This window comes from Cupriavidus sp. FW306-01-F10A (assembly GCF_058782785.1).
Genome location: NZ_JBYSYA010000011.1, coordinates 51,105 through 67,668 on the forward strand (window position 1 = coordinate 51,105; position 16,564 = coordinate 67,668).

General features: G+C 68.6%; 13 protein-coding genes. 9 read left to right on the plus strand and 4 right to left on the minus strand.

Features of this window, described 5'->3' with window-relative positions; genetic code table 11:
• Positions 1–17: 17 nt before the first annotated feature.
• Complete coding sequence (locus AC3WLF_RS17325) at positions 18–1,769, minus strand: glycosyltransferase family 39 protein (RefSeq protein WP_492358557.1); 1,752 nt, start codon at positions 1,767–1,769, stop codon at positions 18–20.
• A 216-nt stretch (positions 1,770–1,985) separates the two neighbouring features.
• On the opposite strand from AC3WLF_RS17325, the gene AC3WLF_RS17330 reads away from it, so the two are divergent.
• Positions 1,986–2,657, plus strand: coding sequence for a response regulator (locus AC3WLF_RS17330; protein ID WP_492358558.1), 672 nt, complete (start codon positions 1,986–1,988; stop codon positions 2,655–2,657).
• Positions 2,654–4,009, plus strand: coding sequence for an ATP-binding protein (locus AC3WLF_RS17335; protein WP_492321358.1), 1,356 nt, complete (start codon positions 2,654–2,656; stop codon positions 4,007–4,009). The genes AC3WLF_RS17330 and AC3WLF_RS17335 overlap by 4 nt, the downstream gene beginning before the upstream one ends.
• A gap of 58 nt (positions 4,010–4,067) precedes the next feature.
• Here AC3WLF_RS17335 and AC3WLF_RS17340 read toward each other — a convergent pair whose 3' ends face one another.
• Positions 4,068–6,422, minus strand: coding sequence for a Tex family protein (locus tag AC3WLF_RS17340; RefSeq protein WP_492358559.1), 2,355 nt, complete (start codon positions 6,420–6,422; stop codon positions 4,068–4,070).
• 169 nt (positions 6,423–6,591) lie between these two features.
• Between AC3WLF_RS17340 and AC3WLF_RS17345 the strand changes: the two genes are divergently transcribed.
• From AC3WLF_RS17345 to yoaA, 3 genes are all read left to right on the plus strand, one after another.
• Positions 6,592–7,383, plus strand: coding sequence for a hypothetical protein (locus AC3WLF_RS17345; protein WP_492358560.1), 792 nt, complete (start codon positions 6,592–6,594; stop codon positions 7,381–7,383).
• A 34-nt stretch (positions 7,384–7,417) separates the two neighbouring features.
• On the plus strand, positions 7,418–7,621 hold the full coding sequence (locus tag AC3WLF_RS17350) for a DUF465 domain-containing protein (RefSeq protein ID WP_010810139.1): 204 nt from the start codon (positions 7,418–7,420) through the stop codon (positions 7,619–7,621).
• 71 nt (positions 7,622–7,692) lie between these two features.
• Positions 7,693–9,828, plus strand: a complete 2,136-nt coding sequence (yoaA, locus tag AC3WLF_RS17355; protein ID WP_492321361.1) for a DNA repair helicase YoaA — start codon at positions 7,693–7,695, stop codon at positions 9,826–9,828.
• Between the two features lie 81 nt (positions 9,829–9,909).
• On the opposite strand, the gene AC3WLF_RS17360 is transcribed toward yoaA, so the two are convergent.
• Positions 9,910–10,740, minus strand: coding sequence for an outer membrane protein assembly factor BamD (locus tag AC3WLF_RS17360; protein ID WP_011615082.1), 831 nt, complete (start codon positions 10,738–10,740; stop codon positions 9,910–9,912).
• A 17-nt stretch (positions 10,741–10,757) separates the two neighbouring features.
• On the opposite strand from AC3WLF_RS17360, the gene AC3WLF_RS17365 reads away from it, so the two are divergent.
• Entirely contained in the window at positions 10,758–12,020 is a 1,263-nt protein-coding gene (locus AC3WLF_RS17365; protein ID WP_492321362.1) for an RluA family pseudouridine synthase, read from the plus strand.
• Complete coding sequence (pgeF, locus tag AC3WLF_RS17370) at positions 12,004–12,801, plus strand: peptidoglycan editing factor PgeF (RefSeq protein ID WP_492321408.1); 798 nt, start codon at positions 12,004–12,006, stop codon at positions 12,799–12,801. Before AC3WLF_RS17365 ends, pgeF begins: the two co-directional genes overlap by 17 nt.
• A 13-nt stretch (positions 12,802–12,814) precedes the next feature.
• Here the strand turns inward: pgeF and AC3WLF_RS17375 are convergent, their stop codons facing one another.
• Complete coding sequence (locus AC3WLF_RS17375) at positions 12,815–13,018, minus strand: hypothetical protein (protein ID WP_492358561.1); 204 nt, start codon at positions 13,016–13,018, stop codon at positions 12,815–12,817.
• A 447-nt stretch (positions 13,019–13,465) separates the two neighbouring features.
• On the opposite strand from AC3WLF_RS17375, the gene AC3WLF_RS17380 reads away from it, so the two are divergent.
• Positions 13,466–15,235 (plus strand): class I poly(R)-hydroxyalkanoic acid synthase, encoded by a 1,770-nt coding sequence (locus tag AC3WLF_RS17380; RefSeq protein ID WP_492321364.1) that lies wholly within the window; start codon positions 13,466–13,468, stop codon positions 15,233–15,235.
• 84 nt (positions 15,236–15,319) lie between these two features.
• Positions 15,320–16,501, plus strand: coding sequence for an acetyl-CoA C-acetyltransferase (locus AC3WLF_RS17385; protein WP_492321365.1), 1,182 nt, complete (start codon positions 15,320–15,322; stop codon positions 16,499–16,501).
• Positions 16,502–16,564: the final 63 nt, after the last annotated feature.

A 16,564-nucleotide genomic window follows, 5' to 3' on the forward strand; every position in this document is an offset into this window, starting at 1 on the left:
GGGAGGCGCCGGCGTGGCTAGCGCGCGCCGGCGAGGGGGAAGTTGGCGACGGCCACGCGGCGCCAGTCGCGCGCAACGACATGCATCGGCACGCGCGCGCTCAGTTCAGAAAATGACTGCGGCGAGAGCAGCGCGATGGCACGCGGGCCATGCTGCCAGGCATCGACGAAGGCATCGAGGGTCGGCAGCCACTTCTGCGGCTCTTGTCCGGCGCCGAAAGCGAGCTCGTCGGCCTGCGCCACCATGGTGAGCGGATGGCGCAGGTAGAAGGGCAGGGTATGGTCGAGCATGCCGACGCCGTAGAGCGGCATGCCGGGGCGCAGCACGCGTTCGATCGGCGCCACCATGTCGATGCCCGAGGCGGAGCGGCCGATCGCTTCATGGCCCAGCAAGGCGGTGGAGAACGCCAGCAGCATGCCGAATGCATAGGCCGTGATGCTGGCCAGGCGTCCATGCCGCCGCAGCAGCCACAGCCCGATGGCGGCGCTGCCGAGCACCAGCGCGAATGCCAGCGCCACCCATGCGGCATACGCGCGGTACAGCGCGTTGGGGGTGTTGTTGGAATCCAGCGTGGCCACGACCGGGCTTGCCAGCAGGCCGATCGCTCCCACCGCCAGCATGGCGCACAGCTGCCTGCGCCAGGGTTGGTCGCCGGTCCGCGCCAGCGCTGCGCCCGCCAGGATCGCCAGTGCGGGAAACAGCGGCAGGATGTAGCCGGGCAGCTTCGAACCCGACAGGCTGAAGAACACGAAGATCGACACCGCCCACAGCCCTGCCATCAGCGCAGGCTGGAACGGCCTGGACCCACCCGCGCCAACCACGCCGGCGCGCTGCCCGACCGCGCGGACCATGCCGGGAACCAGCCCGAGCCACGGCAGGAAGCCGCCCACCAGCAGCGGCATGAAGTACCACAGCGCGCCCTTGCGCGCATGCACGGTCGAGGTGTAGCGCTGCCAGTGCTCGTGGATAAAGAAAAAGCGCAGGAATTCCGGATTGCGCCGCGCCACCAGCCAGTACCAAGGCATCGCCACCAGCAGCATCAGGGCGATGCCGGCCGGCGCATGCAGGCGGCGCCACAGCGCGAGGTCGCGCGTCACGCAGGTGTACGCCACCAGCACCAGTCCCGGCAGCGCCAGCCCGACCAGCCCCTTGGTCAGCACCGCCACGCCCATGGCCGCCCAGCACGCCAGCATCCAGCGGCGGCGCGCCGGCGCCGTGGCGTGCGGATGCTGGGCCAGCAGCATGCACGCGAGCACGCAGGCCATGCTGCCGGACAGCGTCATGTCCAGCGTATTGAAGTGCGCGGCGAGGTTCCACATGGGCGCGCTTGCCAGCACTAGTCCGGCCAGCAAGCCCGCACGCGCGCCGAACCAGCGCGCGGCGGCCAGCATCGATATTCCCAGCCCGGCGATGCCGGCCAGCGCCACGCACAGCCGCGCCTGCCAGTCGCCGATGCCGAACAGCGCGTACGACACCGCCGTGGCCCACATATGGAACGGCGGCTTCTCGAAGTACTTCAGCCCGTTGTAGCGGATCGTGACCCAGTCGCCCGTGCTCAGCATCTCGCGGGCGATCTCGGCATAGCGGCCCTCGTCGGGCCCGAGCAGGTGGCGCATGCCCAGCGTGCCGAACCAAAGCAGCGCGAACGCCAGCACCACCAGCCCGAGCGTCACCGCGGGCACGCCCGCCAGCCGCGTGGCATGCCACGGCGCGGCGGGCCGGGCGCTGATGAGCCCGGGCTCGGCGGCGAGGCGGTCGGAACGGTGCATGATGCGCAAACGGCTCGGCGTGAAGGGGGAGGGTGAGTGATGGTGCGCGTGGCGGCGTGCAGGCGCTTGCCGGCGAGGCCATGTCCACGCTGGCGGCCCGCGCCGCGTTGAACAGCGGGGCGCCTGCAAAGTGAGCGCAGGATAATTCGCGAACCTTAATGGCACATTAAGACGGGGCGCGCACAATACCGTGATACGTCCGGGCCACCCGAGAATATGAGAATCCTTATCGTTGAAGACGACCCGATGCTGGGCGACGGGCTGCGGCGCGGCCTGCAGCTGCTCTGCTATGCGGTCGACTGGTTCAGCACCGGTGCCGAAGCCGACCATGCGCTCGGCGTGGTCCGCTACGATGCCGTGGTGCTGGACCTGGGCCTGCCTGGGGAAGACGGCATGTCGCTGCTCGCGCGCTGGCGTGCGCGCGGCTGCCGCATCCCGGTGATCGTGCTGACCGCGCGCGATGCGATCGACAGCCGCATCGGCGGCCTTGACGCCGGTGCCGACGACTACCTGGTCAAGCCGGTCGCGCTCGATGAGCTGGCGGCCCGGCTGCGTGCCGTGACCCGCCGCGCCGCGGGCCTGTCGTCGCCAGTGTGGAAGCACGGTGCGCTGGAATTCCACCCGGCCGCGCGCCAGGCGTACTGGCAGGGCAAGCCCCTGGAGCTGACCAGCCGCGAAGCCATGCTGCTGGAGCTGCTGCTGGCGCACCCCAACCGGCTGCTGACGCGCGACTTCCTGCGCGACAAGCTTTATGACTGGCAGGGCGGCGTTGAAAGCAACGCGCTGGAAGTCCATATCCACCACCTGCGCCGCAAGATCCATCCCAAGATCGTGCGCACCTTCCGCGGCGCCGGCTACACGCTGGGCGCGGCCGAGGACTGCACATGACGTTGCAGCGCCGGCTCATCCTTGCGGTGTTGATCGCCGCGCCGGTGGTGTGGCTGCTGACCATCGGCATGACCTACGTGCGCGCCCGGCACGAGATCAATGAACTCTATGACACCGACATGGTGCGCATGGCGCTGCAGATGCATTCGGTGGTGCCGCTGGTGGACGTCGCCGCGGCGCCGTCGCGCACCCGGCTGCCAGGGCTGGTCGAGGGTGACCAGGGCGATGCCGGCCTGGGCGATCTTGCCATCGCCGCCTGGCTGCCGGACGGCAAGCCCTTGCATATCGATCCCGAGGGCGACCTGCTGCCGCGTGCGCCCGGTGTGAAGGGCTTTACCGACGTCACCATCGACAGGCAGCCCTGGCGGCTTTACTACCTCGATGATCCCGACACGGGCTGGCGCGTCTGCGTGGGCCAGCAACTGGCCGAGCGCGACGAGCTGATCCTGTCCTATATCGCCGCGCAGGTGCTGCCGTGGGCAGCGGGCCTGCCGGTGCTGATCGGCCTGCTGATCTGGTTCATGCGGCGCGCGCTGGCGCCGGTGCGCGCGTTGTCGACCGATATCGAAGGCCGTGCCCCCGAAGACCGCCGGCCGCTCAGCCTGCAGGCCGTGCCGGGCGAACTGGTGCCGCTGGTGCACGCGATGAACCGCCTGCTGGCGCGCGTGTCGGATTCGATCGAGCATGAACGGCGCCTCACCGCCGATGCGGCCCATGAGATGCGCACGCCGCTGGCCGCGCTGAAGGCGCAGTGGGAAATCGCCGAGCGCTCGGCCGATGACGCCGAGCGCGCGCAGGCACGCGCCAACGTGGCTACCGGCATCGACCGCATCAGCCGGCTGGTGTCGCAGCTGCTGACGCTGAGCCGGCTGGAAGATGCTGCCGGCCTGCCGTCGCGCCAGGCGGTCAACTGGGTTCCGGTAGCGCAGCAGGCGCTGTCCGACTGCCTGGCGCTGGCGCAGCAGAAGCAGGTCGACGTCGAGCTGGAGTGGCCCCCGGAAGGGCAGGCGCCATTGCCGGTGGCGGGGGACACCAACCTGCTGTCGCTGCTGCTGCGCAACCTGCTTGACAACGCCATCCGCTACAGCCCGCCGGGCGCGCTGGTGACCATCGATTTCCGGCCCGACAGCGTCACCGTGCGCGACCAGGGCCCGGGCGTCGCGCCTGACGTGCTGGCGCGGCTGGGCGACCGCTTCTTCCGGAGCGGATCGGGGCAGCGTGAGCAGGGCCACGGCCTCGGCATTTCGATCGCGCAGCGCGTGGCGCGGCTGCATGGGCTGGAGATTGTGTTCGCCAACCGTACCGATGGCGCCGGCAAGGGCCTGGCCGTGCGCATCGCGCACGGCGGCTGAAAACGACGACGCCCCGCACGGTGGCGCGAGCGGGGCGTCCTGCCAATCGGCTTGCGGCTTAACGCTTGAGCTTGGCGAAGGCCGCGGCCATGGCGCCGGCCGGTTCCGCCTCGCGGCGGCCGCCGTTGAAGCCCTTGCCGCCGCCGTTGCGTTGGCCGCCGCGGTCACCACGGTCGCCGCCGGCACGCGCCGCGGCCTGGCCGGGCTCGTCGTCCAGGCGCATCGACAGGCCGATGCGGTTGCGCTTGACGTCGACCTCCATCACCTTGACCTTGACGATCTGGCCGGCCTTGACCACCTCGTGCGCGTCCTTGACGAACTTGCTGGACAGCGCCGAGATGTGGACCAGGCCGTCCTGGTGCACGCCGATATCGACAAAGGCGCCGAAGGCCGCCACGTTGGTGACCACGCCTTCCAGCACCATGCCGGGCTGCAGGTCCTTCACGTCTTCCACGCCTTCCTGGAAGGTTGCGGTCTTGAACTCGGGGCGCGGATCGCGGCCCGGCTTTTCCAGCTCGGACAGGATGTCGCGCACGGTCGGCAGGCCGAAGGAGTCGTCGGTGAACTGCGTCGGCGACAGGCCGCGCAGCGCGTCGCGGTTGCCCATCACGTCGCGCAGGCCCTTCTTCACGTGTTCCAGGATGCGCTGCACCACCGGATACGCTTCCGGGTGCACCGAGGAGCGGTCCAGCGGATTGTCGCCGTCGTTGATGCGCAGGAAGCCGGCCGCCTGCTCGAAGGTCTTGTCGCCCAGGCGCGGCACCTTTTTCAGCGCGTCGCGGTTGGGGAAGGCGCCATTGGCGTCGCGGAACTCGACGATATTGCGCGCCAGCACCGTGTTCAGGCCCGACACGCGCGCCAGCAGCGGCGCCGAGGCGGTGTTGACGTCCACGCCCACGGCGTTGACGCAGTCTTCGACCACGGCGTCCAGCGCCCGCGCCAGCTCGCGCTGGTTGACGTCATGCTGGTACTGGCCCACGCCGATCGACTTGGGATCGATCTTGACCAGTTCGGCCAGCGGATCCTGCAGCCGGCGGGCAATCGATACCGCGCCGCGCAGCGACACGTCCAGGTCCGGGAATTCCTTGGCGGCCAGCTCCGACGCCGAATACACCGAAGCGCCGGCCTCGCTGACCACGATCTTGGTCAGCTTCAGCTCGGGCATTTGCTTCATCAGGTCCTGCACCAGCTTGTCGGTTTCGCGGCTGGCGGTGCCGTTGCCGATCGACACCAGCGCCACATTGTGCTGCTTTGCCAGGCGCGCCAGCGTGGCGAGCGAGCCGTTCCAGTCGCGGCGCGGCTCGTGCGGGTAGATGGTGGCGGTGTCCAGCAGCTTGCCGGTGCTGTCCACCACGGCGATCTTGCAGCCGGTGCGGATGCCCGGGTCGACGCCCATCACCGACTTGGGCCCGGCCGGCGCGGCCAGCAGCAGCTCATGCAGGTTGCGGCCGAACACCTTGATGGCTTCGTTCTCTGCGGTTTCGCGCAGCTGTGTCAGCAGTTCGGTTTCCAGGTGGGGCTGCACCTTGACGCGCCAGCACCAGCGGCATACATCGCCCAGCCACTTGTCGGCCGGGCGGCCCAACTGCTGGATGCCGACATGGCGCGCGATCATGCCTTCGCACGGGTGCGGCACCATCGCGTCCTGTTCTTCGCCCAGGCCCAGCTTGACCATCAGCACGCCCGCGTTGCGGCCGCGGAACAGCGCCAGCGCGCGGTGCGACGGCACCGTGCGGATGGTCTCGCTGTAGGCGTAGTAGTCGCGGAACTTCTCTTCCTCGGCGGTTTCCTTGCCTTCCATCACGGTGGAGGACACCACGCCGTTGATCCACAGGTGCTCGCGCAGCTTGCCCAGCAGTTCCGCGGTCTCGCCGAACTGCTCGGACAGGATGTCGCGCGCGCCGTCCAGCGCGGCCTTGACGTCGGGCACGCCGCCGTCGGCGGTGGGGTTGCCGTTGACGTACTTGGCGGCCTCGGCCTGCGGGTCCAGCGTGGGATCGGCCAGCAGCGCCAGCGCCAGCGGCTCCAGCCCGCATTCGCGTGCGATCTGGGCGCGGGTGCGGCGCTTGGGCTTGTAGGGCAGGTAGAGGTCTTCCAGCGTCTGCTTGGTTTCGGCGGCCTCGATGGCGGCTTGCAGCTCGGGCGTCAGCTTGCCTTGTTCCTGGATCGAGGCGAGGATGGCAGCGCGGCGGTCTTCCATGTCGCGCAGGTACAGCAGGCGCTCTTCCAGGTTGCGCAGTTGCGTGTCATCCAGGTTGCCGGTCACTTCCTTGCGGTAGCGGGCGATGAAGGGCACGGTGGCGCCTTCGTCGAGCAGCGCCACGGCCGCGGCCACCTGGCGGGGCTGCACGGACAGTTCAGCCGCGATGAGCGAGACGATCTTTTGCGAGACGGATGCGGGCAGGTTGGACATCGGAGAGCGCGGCGAAAAACGCAGTCAGTCGAAAGCGGGGCATTTTGCCACAAGCGCGCGAGGGATCAGCCAGGGCGCGCAGCGGGTGCGGGGCGGGCGGCGTCCCGCGCACGTCCGCACCGGCCCGGCAGGGCAGGCCGGTGCCCGGCCCGGATGCTAGAATCCGGTCATGATCGTCAAGTCCCGCCCGGCCGCCGCCAAGGCCACCATCCTGGCCATGCCAACCTTCGCCAACGTGCCTGAAACTTCCCTGTTCCGCTTCGGCCGCCTGGCTGCACTGGCCGTGGCTGCATGCGCCGTGCTGATGCCGCTGCGCGAGGCGCGCGCCCAGGCTTCCGCGCCCGCGGCGCCACCCGCCGCCAACGGCCAGCGCGACTTTGCCGCCGAACGCAAGGCCGTCGAGGATTCGCGCGCCTGGACCAACTACCGCTTTGCCGCCGCCGAGCGCGAGTGCTACGGCAAGTTCTTTGTCAACCACTGCATCAACAGCGCCAAGGAAGTCCAGCGCGAGGAGCTGCAGGTGCTGCGCAAGCGCGAACTGGAGGTAGGCGAGGCCGAACGCGCCTACCGCGCCGCCGAGCGCGACCGCGAACAGGCGGTGCGCAACGCCGAGTTCGAGGCCAGCCAGCCGAAGCGCTCGGCCAGCGAGCAGTCCAGCCGCGAGGCCTTCCAGAAGAAGCAGCAGGAACAGCAGCTGCGCGAGGCGCAGCGCCAGGGCGAGGCGCCGCAGCGTGCCGCCAATGCGCAGGCGTACGAAAAGAAGCAGTCTGACTTCGATGCCCGCATGCAGGAGGCCCAGCAGAAGGGCGCCGAGCAGGCCCGCCAGCGGCAGGAGAATGCCAAGGCATACGAGGCCAAGCAGCGCGACCTCGAACGGCGCCAGAAGGAGCTGGAAGAGCGCCGCGCCAAGGCGAAGGAGCAACAGGGGCAGGCATCGGCGCCGCGCCCGTTCGGCTTTTGAGGTCCGGCACCGTGACTGCGCAGCGGAGGCATAGATGGACAGCAACCTGAATACCCTGGAGCGGCGCATCATGGAGTTGCAGATCGAGCACCGCGATCTGGATTTCCTGATCGACCGGCTTGCCAACGATGCCGTCCATGACGAACTGCAGCTGCGCCGGCTGAAGAAGCGCCGCCTCAAGCTGAAGGACGCCATCACGCTGCTGCAGCTGCAGCTCGAACCCGACGTGCCGGCCTGAGCGCATCCGCGCCAGGCTTGCCGATCGCCGCCGGCGCTGTCCGGCGGCCCATACAAAATTCTCCCCCTGCCTTGTCCGATCTTCCAGATTCTCCTGAGCCGTCCGAAGCCGTCAGCCTGACCGACGCCGGGTCGCCCGCGCCTGCCGCGCCCGCCGACGACGTCGCCAGCCGCGGCGCGGAACTGGCCACCATCTTTGCCGATACCGGCACGCTGGCCCAGGCGATTCCCGGCTACCGGCCGCGCGCCTCGCAGCACAAGATGGCCGAGGCCGTCGCCGACGCGATCGTGCAGAACGATTCCGTCATCGTCGAAGCGGGCACCGGCACCGGCAAGACCTACGCCTACCTGGTGCCGGCGATGCTGTGGGGCGGCAAGGTGATCCTGTCGACCGGCACCAAGAACCTGCAGGACCAGCTCTTCCTGCGCGACATCCCCACCGTGCGCCATGCGCTGAACGTGCCGGTCTCGGTGGCGCTGCTCAAGGGCCGCGCCAACTACGTCTGCCACTACCACCTGGAACGCGCGCAGGCCAACGGCCGCCTGGCGTCGCGCCAGGATGCGGCGTGGCTGCGCGACATCGGCCGCTTCATCAAGGAAACCTCCACCGGCGACAAGGCCGAGCTGGCGTCCGTTCCCGAGAACGCGCCGGTATGGCAGCTGGTGACCTCCACGCGCGACAACTGCCTGGGATCGGAATGCCCGCATTACAAGGAATGCTTTGTGATGCGCGCGCGCAAGGAAGCGCAGCAGGCCGACGTGGTGGTGGTCAACCATCACCTGTTCTTTGCCGACGTGGTGCTGCGCGACACCGGCATGGCGGAACTGCTGCCGGCCGCCAACACCGTGATCTTCGACGAAGCCCACCAGCTGCCCGAGACCGCCACGCTGTTCTTCGGCGAGACGCTGTCCACCAGCCAGCTGCTGGAAATCGCCCGCGATACCGTGGCCGAAGGCCTGTCGCACGCGCGCGATGCGGTGGACTGGGTTGCGCTGGCCGCGCCGCTGGAGCGCGCCGCGCGCGACCTGCGCCTGGCCTTCAGCAAGGACAATGCGCGGCTGGCGCTGGGCCAGATCGAGGCCGACCGCCGTATCGCCGAGCCTTTCAACGAAACGCTCGATGCGCTGGACGAGGCCCTGTCAGACTTCGTCGAGATGCTCGAAAGCCAGGCCGAGCGTGCCGAATCGCTGCAGCAATGCCACCGCCGCGCGCTGGAGCTGGCCAACAAGCTGGCCGCGTGGCGCGCCGATGCCGCGCCCGCGCCGGCACCGCAGCCGACCGAGGGCGAAGGCGAAGCCGCGCCGGCGCTGCCCGCCGGCCCTGAAACCGTGCGCTGGGTCGAGGTGTTCTCGCATACTGTGCAGCTGCACCGCACGCCGCTGTCGATCGCGCCGATCTTCACGCGCCAGCGCGACGGCCAGCCGCGCGCCTGGGTTTTCACCTCGGCGACGCTGTCGGTGAAGGGGAATTTCACCCACTACGCGGCGCAGCTGGGGCTCGACAAGGACCGCTCGCTGACGCTGCCCAGCCCGTTCGATTACGCGAAGCAGGGGCTGCTCTATGTGCCGCGCGATATGCCGCAGCCGCAGTCGCCGCAGTTCACCGACGCGGTGGTGCAGGCGGCATTGCCGCTGATCGAGGCCGCCGGCGGACGCACCTTCCTGCTGTGCACCACGCTGCGCGCGGTGCAGCGTGCCTCGGACCTGCTCTATGACGCGTTTGCCGAGCGCGGCCTGAACCTGCCGCTGCTGGTGCAGGGCCAGGCCAGCCGCACCGAATTGCTGGACCGCTTCCGCGAGCTGGGCAACGCGGTGCTGGTCGGAAGCCAGAGCTTCTGGGAGGGCGTGGATGTGCGCGGCGAGGCGCTGTCGCTGGTGATCATCGACAAGCTGCCGTTCGCGCCGCCCGACGACCCGGTGCTGGCCGCGCGCATGGAAGTGCTGCAGAAGAAGGGCCTGAGCCCGTTTGCCGTGCACCAGCTGCCGCATGCGGTGATCACGCTCAAGCAGGGGGCGGGGCGGTTGATCCGTTCGGAATCGGACCGCGGCGTGCTGGCGATCTTCGATACGCGGCTGGTCGAGAAGCCCTATGGCCGGCAGATCTGGCAAAGCCTGCCGCCGTTCACGCGCACGCGTGAGGCAGCGACGGTGGTGCGGTTCCTGGAGTCGCTGCGCGGTCCCGGCAAGGAGGCCGCGGCAGCGGACTGATCGCTACAGGTGCCGGAAAAAGAAAAACGGGACGTATCCTCCGATACGTCCCGTTTTTTTATGGCCGCTGGCCAGCCGGCGTCAGAACACTTCCCACCAGGACTTGTCCTTGCGGCGCGCGCCGTACTTGATGAAATCGCTGTCCGGGAAATTGCGCTCCATCACGCGTGCGGTGTCGTCGCGCAGGTCCTTCATTCCCATCGCGTCATATGAACGGACCATGATGTACAGCGCTTCTTCGTTGGCCGGGGCGCCGTCGTAGTCCTTCAGCGCCTGCTGGGCGCGGTTGACGGCGGCGAGGTACGCGCCGCGCCGGTAGTAGTAGCGCGCAGCGTGCACTTCGTGCTGGGCCAGCGAGTTGACGATGTACTGCATGCGCAGCGTGGCGTCGGGGGTGTACTTGCTTTCCGGGTAGCGCGTGATCAGCGTATTGAACGCGTCATAGGCGGCGCGCGCGGCCTTGGGGTCGCGCTCGCTCAGGTCCTGGCCCGAGAAGCGGCCCAGCCAGCCCAGGTTGTCGTTGAAGTTGATCAGGCCCTTGAGGTAGTAGGCGTAATCGATATTGGGATGGTTCGGGTGCAGCTGGATGAAGCGGTCCACCGCAGCCAGGGCTGCTGCCGTTTCACCATCCTTGTAGTTGGCGTAGGCGGTATCGATCTGGGCCTGCTGTGCATAGCGCCCAAACGGATAGCGGCCTTCGAGCTTTTCATACAGCTTGACGGCACGCGTGTAGTCGCCGCCATCCAGCGCATCCTTGGCTTCCGAATATAATTTGTTGGCCGACCAGCCTGCGGTCTCGTCGGGTTGGTCCGCCAGCAGGCCGCATGCAGACAGCATGACGCAGCCGCCTGCGAGCAGAACCGCTCCAATTGTCGTGCGCCAGCGCGCGCGTTTCATGCTCTGCAATTGCATGGGCAATCGTATCCCGGATGAAGAAAAATAGCGTCAAGCATTATAGCCCAAGCCCCCAGCCCAACCCCGAAGCAGGAGCTGGCGTGGGAGGACTTCCACCAGAACGGGTGCGCGCAGCCGCGTCCGTGGCCGATTTCGAGGCCCGTCCAGAGGAATTTGAAGACCTTGCCGAGGCGCCGCCCGGCGGCGCGCCGGCTGCCGAGCCGGCCGTGACCCTGTCGCTGGAGGTGGACAGCGCCTCGCATGGCGAGCGGCTCGATAAATTGCTCGCGCGTCACTTCAGCGAGTTTTCACGCAGCCGCCTGCAGCAGTGGATCGAAAGCGGCGCGGTGCGCGTCGACGGCCACGTGCGCCGGCCGCGCGATGCGGTGCAGATGGGCAACCGCATCGAGATCCAGCCGCAGGCCGCGCCGGAATCGTCCGCTTTCTCGCCCGAGGACGTGCCGCTGGACGTGGTCTATGAAGACGACACCCTGCTGGTGATCAACAAGCCCGCCGGGCTGGTGGTGCATCCGGCAGCCGGCAACTGGAGCGGCACCGTGCTTAACGGGTTGCTGCACCGCGACCCCGCCGCAGCGTCGCTGCCGCGCGCGGGCATCGTGCACCGGCTCGACAAGGAAACCTCCGGCCTGATGGTGGTGGCGCGCTCGCTCACCGCGCAGACCGACCTGGTGCGCCAGCTGCAGGCGCGCACGGTCAAGCGCACCTATATCGCGCTGGTGTGGGGCCGCACCTATGACGAGGGCACCATCGACGCGCCCATCGGCCGCGACCCGCGCGAGCGCACGCGCATGGCGGTCGTGCATACCGCCAGCGGCAAGCCGTCGCGCACGCATTTCCGCACGCTGGCCACGGTGCCGCTGGGGCGGGGCTTCGTGTCGATGGTGATGTGCAAGCTGGAGACCGGCCGCACACACCAGATCCGCGTGCATTTCGAGTCGATCGGCCACCCGCTGGTGGGCGACCCGGTCTACTTCCGCGCCACGCAGCGCGGGCAGCGCCCGGCAGTCCGCGCACCGCTGCCGGTGCCGTATGAGCGCCAGGCGCTGCATGCGTACCAGCTCGGCCTGGTGCATCCGGCCACCGGCAAGCGCATGTCCTGGACCGCGCAGCCGCCGCAAGACCTGCAGGCGCTGATCGATGCGCTGGATTTTGACAGCGCGCAGGCCGACGAGGAAGAAGAAGGCTGGGACGAAGTCTGGGAAGGCGGCGAGGCCCACTGGGAATACGCCGGTGATGACGAAGACGGTGACGACGATGACGATGAGCGCAGCGCCTGATCGCGCCTGGCTGGTCCCTGACTGGCCCGCGCCGGCGCGTGTGCGCGCGTTGTCAACCACGCGCCAGGGCGGTGTCAGCAAGGGCCCGTACGGGCTTGCCGGCGGTGCCCCGGGCGGCCTGAACCTGGGCACCCACGTTGGCGACGACCCCGCCGACGTGGCGCGCAACCGTGCGCGGCTGGCCGCGTGCCTGCCGTCGATGCCGCAATGGCTGGAGCAGGTGCATGGCTGCGCGGTGGCCACGGTCGACCATGTTGCGGCCCCGGGCGCGCCCGTGCCCCAGGCCGACGCGAGCCTGGCGCTGGCACCCGGCCACGTCTGCGCCGTGATGACGGCGGATTGCCTGCCGGTGCTGCTGTGCGATGCGCAGGGTATGGTGGTGGGCGCGGCGCATGCGGGCTGGCGCGGCCTGTGCAGCGGCGTGATCGAAGCCACGCTGTCACGGATGCAGGCCGCTGCCGGCGCCGCGCGCTGGCTGGCATGGCTGGGGCCGGCCATCGGCCCCGATGCGTTCGAGGTGGGTGCCGAAGTGCGCGATGCCTTCCTGGCCCAGGCACGCGCCGATGAGCAGGCCGCGGTTGCCGCAGCGTTCCGCCCTGGTGCCCCGGGCAAGTACCTTGCCGACATCTATGCGCTGGCGCGCACGCGGCTGGCGCGCGCCGGCTGCACCGAGGTCTACGGCGGCGACGCCTGCACCGTGGCCGACGCCGGTCGCTTCTACTCCTATCGGCGCGACGGCGTGACCGGCCGCATGGCCAGCCTGGTCTGGCTGGCGGACTGAGCCCGCCGCTGCCTCACTCGTCCTGGCCCCTGGCCGCCTGCGCGCGCTCGGCTTCGGCCTTGCGCCGGCGCCGGCCGGGCGTGCCCATGATGTAGAGCACCAGCGCCACCGGTGCCACGCCATACATCAGGAAGGTGGCAACCCCTGCCACCACGTTGTGCTCGGTGATCGCCATCATCAGCGCCACGTAGAGCCAGCCAATGGCCACGATGTACATCAAAAATTCATCCTTCTCGCCTATGCTCTGTGGCCTCGGCAGATGCGAGCGCTGCATACCGTCCGGTAGGTCGGGAAGCGCGCAGCGCCGAGGCGGATTCCCGCATTGACAGCGCGTGCGTTGCAAGGCAACAATGGGCTCAAATGTCTCGGAATCGCTGACGATTCCCAGGTTTCTCCGGCAAGCATAGCGCATGGCGTTGCCATGCGAGGATGTCGCGCTTGCCGGATAAAAGGGGAGCCGCTATCGGAATGGACGCAAGCCACGGCCGCAGCAGGTGCGGTCGAGGGCTTCCCGCCAGTTCCAGGGCAGATGTGCCGGCAGACCCTCCCGCTTTGGGGGAGGCGCAAGCCGGGTCCATTCGGATAGCATCTCCCCATGCAAAGTGCCGGCCAGGGCAATGCCCGGAGCCGGTTCGAATAGTGACGGCAGAGAGACAATCAAATCATGGCGACCGGCAAAGGCGCGGCAGCTTCCACTCAGGAAGGCAAGTCCCAACCATTCAAGTTCACGCCGGGGCCATTCGATCCAGCCACATGGCTGGAATGGTCCCACCAGTGGCAGGGCACTGAAGGCAACGGCCACGCGGCCGCGTCCGGCATTCCGGGCCTGGATGCGCTGGCAGGCGTCAAGATCGCGCCGGCGCAGCTCGGTGATATCCAGCAGCGCTACATGAAGGACTTCTCAGCCCTGTGGCAGGCCATGGCCGAGGGCAAGGCCGAGGCCACCGGTCCGCTGCACGACCGGCGCTTCGCCGGCGACGCATGGCGCACCAACCTCCCATATCGCTTCGCTGCCGCGTTCTATCTGCTCAATGCGCGCGCCTTGACCGAGCTGGCCGATGCCGTCGAGGCCGATGCCAAGACGCGCCAACGCATCCGCTTCGCGATCTCGCAATGGGTCGATGCGATGTCGCCCGCCAACTTCCTTGCCACCAATCCCGAGGCGCAGCGCCTGCTGATCGAGTCGGGCGGCGAATCGCTGCGTGCCGGCGTGCGCAACATGATGGAAGACCTGACGCGCGGCAAGATCTCGCAGACCGACGAGAGCGCGTTTGAGGTCGGCCGCAATGTCGCGGTGACCGAAGGCGCCGTGGTTTTCGAGAACGAGTACTTCCAGCTGTTGCAGTACAAGCCGCTGACCGACAAGGTGCACGTGCGCCCGCTGCTGATGGTGCCGCCGTGCATCAACAAGTACTACATCCTGGACCTGCAGCCGGAGAGCTCGCTGGTGCGCCATGTGGTGGAGCAGGGACATACGGTGTTCCTGGTGTCGTGGCGCAATCCGGACGCCAGCATGGCCGGCAGCACCTGGGACGACTACATCGAGCACGCGGCCATCCGCGCCATCGAAGTCGCGCGCGACATCAGCGGCCAGGACAAGATCAACGTGCTCGGCTTCTGCGTGGGCGGCACCATTGTCTCGACCGCGCTGGCGGTGCTGGCCGCGCGCGGCGAGCACCCGGCCGCAAGCGTCACGCTGCTGACCACGCTGCTGGACTTTGCCGACACCGGCATCCTCGACGTCTTTGTCGACGAGGGCCATGTGCAGCTGCGCGAGGCCACGCTGGGCGGCGCCGCCGGCGCGCCGTGCGCGCTGCTGCGTGGCCTTGAGCTGGCCAACACCTTCTCGTTCCTGCGCCCGAACGACCTGGTGTGGAACTACGTGGTCGACAACTACCTGAAGGGCAACACGCCGGTGCCGTTCGACCTGCTGTTCTGGAACGGCGACGCCACCAACCTGCCGGGGCCGTGGTACTGCTGGTACCTGCGCCACACCTACCTGCAGAACGAGCTCAAGGTGCCGGGCAAGCTGACTGTGTGCGGCGTGCCGGTGGACCTGGCCAGCATCGACGTGCCGACCTACATCTACGGCTCGCGCGAAGACCATATCGTGCCGTGGACCGCGGCCTATGCCTCGACCGCGCTGCTGGCGAACAAGCTGCGCTTCGTGCTGGGTGCGTCGGGCCATATCGCCGGTGTGATCAACCCGCCGGCCAAGAACAAGCGCAGCCACTGGACCAACGATGCGTTGCCGGAGTCGCCGCAGCAATGGCTGGCCGGCGCCACCGAGCATCACGGCAGCTGGTGGCCGGACTGGACCGCATGGCTGGCCGGGCAGGCCGGCGCGAAACGCGCCGCGCCCGCCAACTATGGCAATGCGCGCTATCGCGCGATCGAACCCGCGCCTGGGCGATACGTCAAAGCCAAGGCATGACGCTTGCATGAGTGCCGGCGTGCGTCATGCACGGCGCCGGCAGGCCTGCAGGTTCCCTCCCGTTTCCATTGAAAGGACTACACAATGACTGACGTTGTCATCGTATCCGCCGCCCGCACCGCGGTCGGCAAGTTTGGCGGCTCGCTGGCCAAGATCCCGGCACCGGAACTGGGTGCCGTGGTCATCAAGGCCGCGCTGGAGCGCGCCGGCGTCAAGCCGGAGCAGGTGAGCGAAGTCATCATGGGTCAGGTGCTGACCGCCGGTTCGGGCCAGAACCCCGCACGCCAGGCCGCGATCAAGGCCGGCCTGCCGGCGATGGTGCCGGCCATGACCATCAACAAGGTGTGCGGCTCGGGCCTGAAGGCCGTGATGCTGGCCGCCAACGCGATCATGGCGGGCGACGCCGAGATCGTGGTGGCCGGCGGCCAGGAAAACATGAGCGCCGCCCCGCACGTGCTGCCGGGCTCGCGCGACGGTTTCCGCATGGGCGATGCCAAGCTGATCGACACCATGATCGTCGACGGCCTGTGGGACGTGTACAACCAGTACCACATGGGCATCACCGCCGAGAACGTGGCCAAGGAATACGGCATCACGCGCGAGGCGCAGGATGAGTTCGCCGTCGGCTCGCAGAACAAGGCCGAAGCCGCGCAGAAGGCCGGCAAGTTTGACGAAGAGATCGTCCCGGTGCTGATCCCGCAGCGCAAGGGCGACCCGGTGGCCTTCAAGACCGACGAGTTCGTGCGCCAGGGCGCCACGCTGGACAGCATGTCCGGCCTCAAGCCCGCCTTCGACAAGGCCGGCACGGTGACCGCGGCCAACGCCTCGGGCCTGAACGACGGCGCCGCCGCGGTGGTGGTGATGTCGGCGGCCAAGGCCAAGGAACTGGGCCTGACCCCGCTGGCCACGATCAAGAGCTATGCCAACGCCGGTGTCGATCCCAAGGTGATGGGCATGGGCCCGGTGCCGGCCTCCAAGCGCGCCCTGTCGCGCGCCGAGTGGACCCCGCAGGACCTGGACCTGATGGAGATCAACGAGGCCTTCGCCGCGCAGGCGCTGGCGGTGCACCAGCAGATGGGCTGGGACACCTCCAAGGTCAACGTGAACGGCGGCGCCATCGCCATCGGCCACCCGATCGGCGCGTCGGGCTGCCGTATCCTGGTGACGCTGCTGCACGAGATGAAGCGCCGTGACGCGAAGAAGGGCCTGGCCTCGCTGTGCATCGGCGGCGGCATGGGCGTGGCGCTGGCAGTCGAGCGCAAATAAGGAAGGGGTTTTCCGGGGCCGCGCGCGGTTGGCGCGGACCCGGCGACGATAACGAAGAGCCAA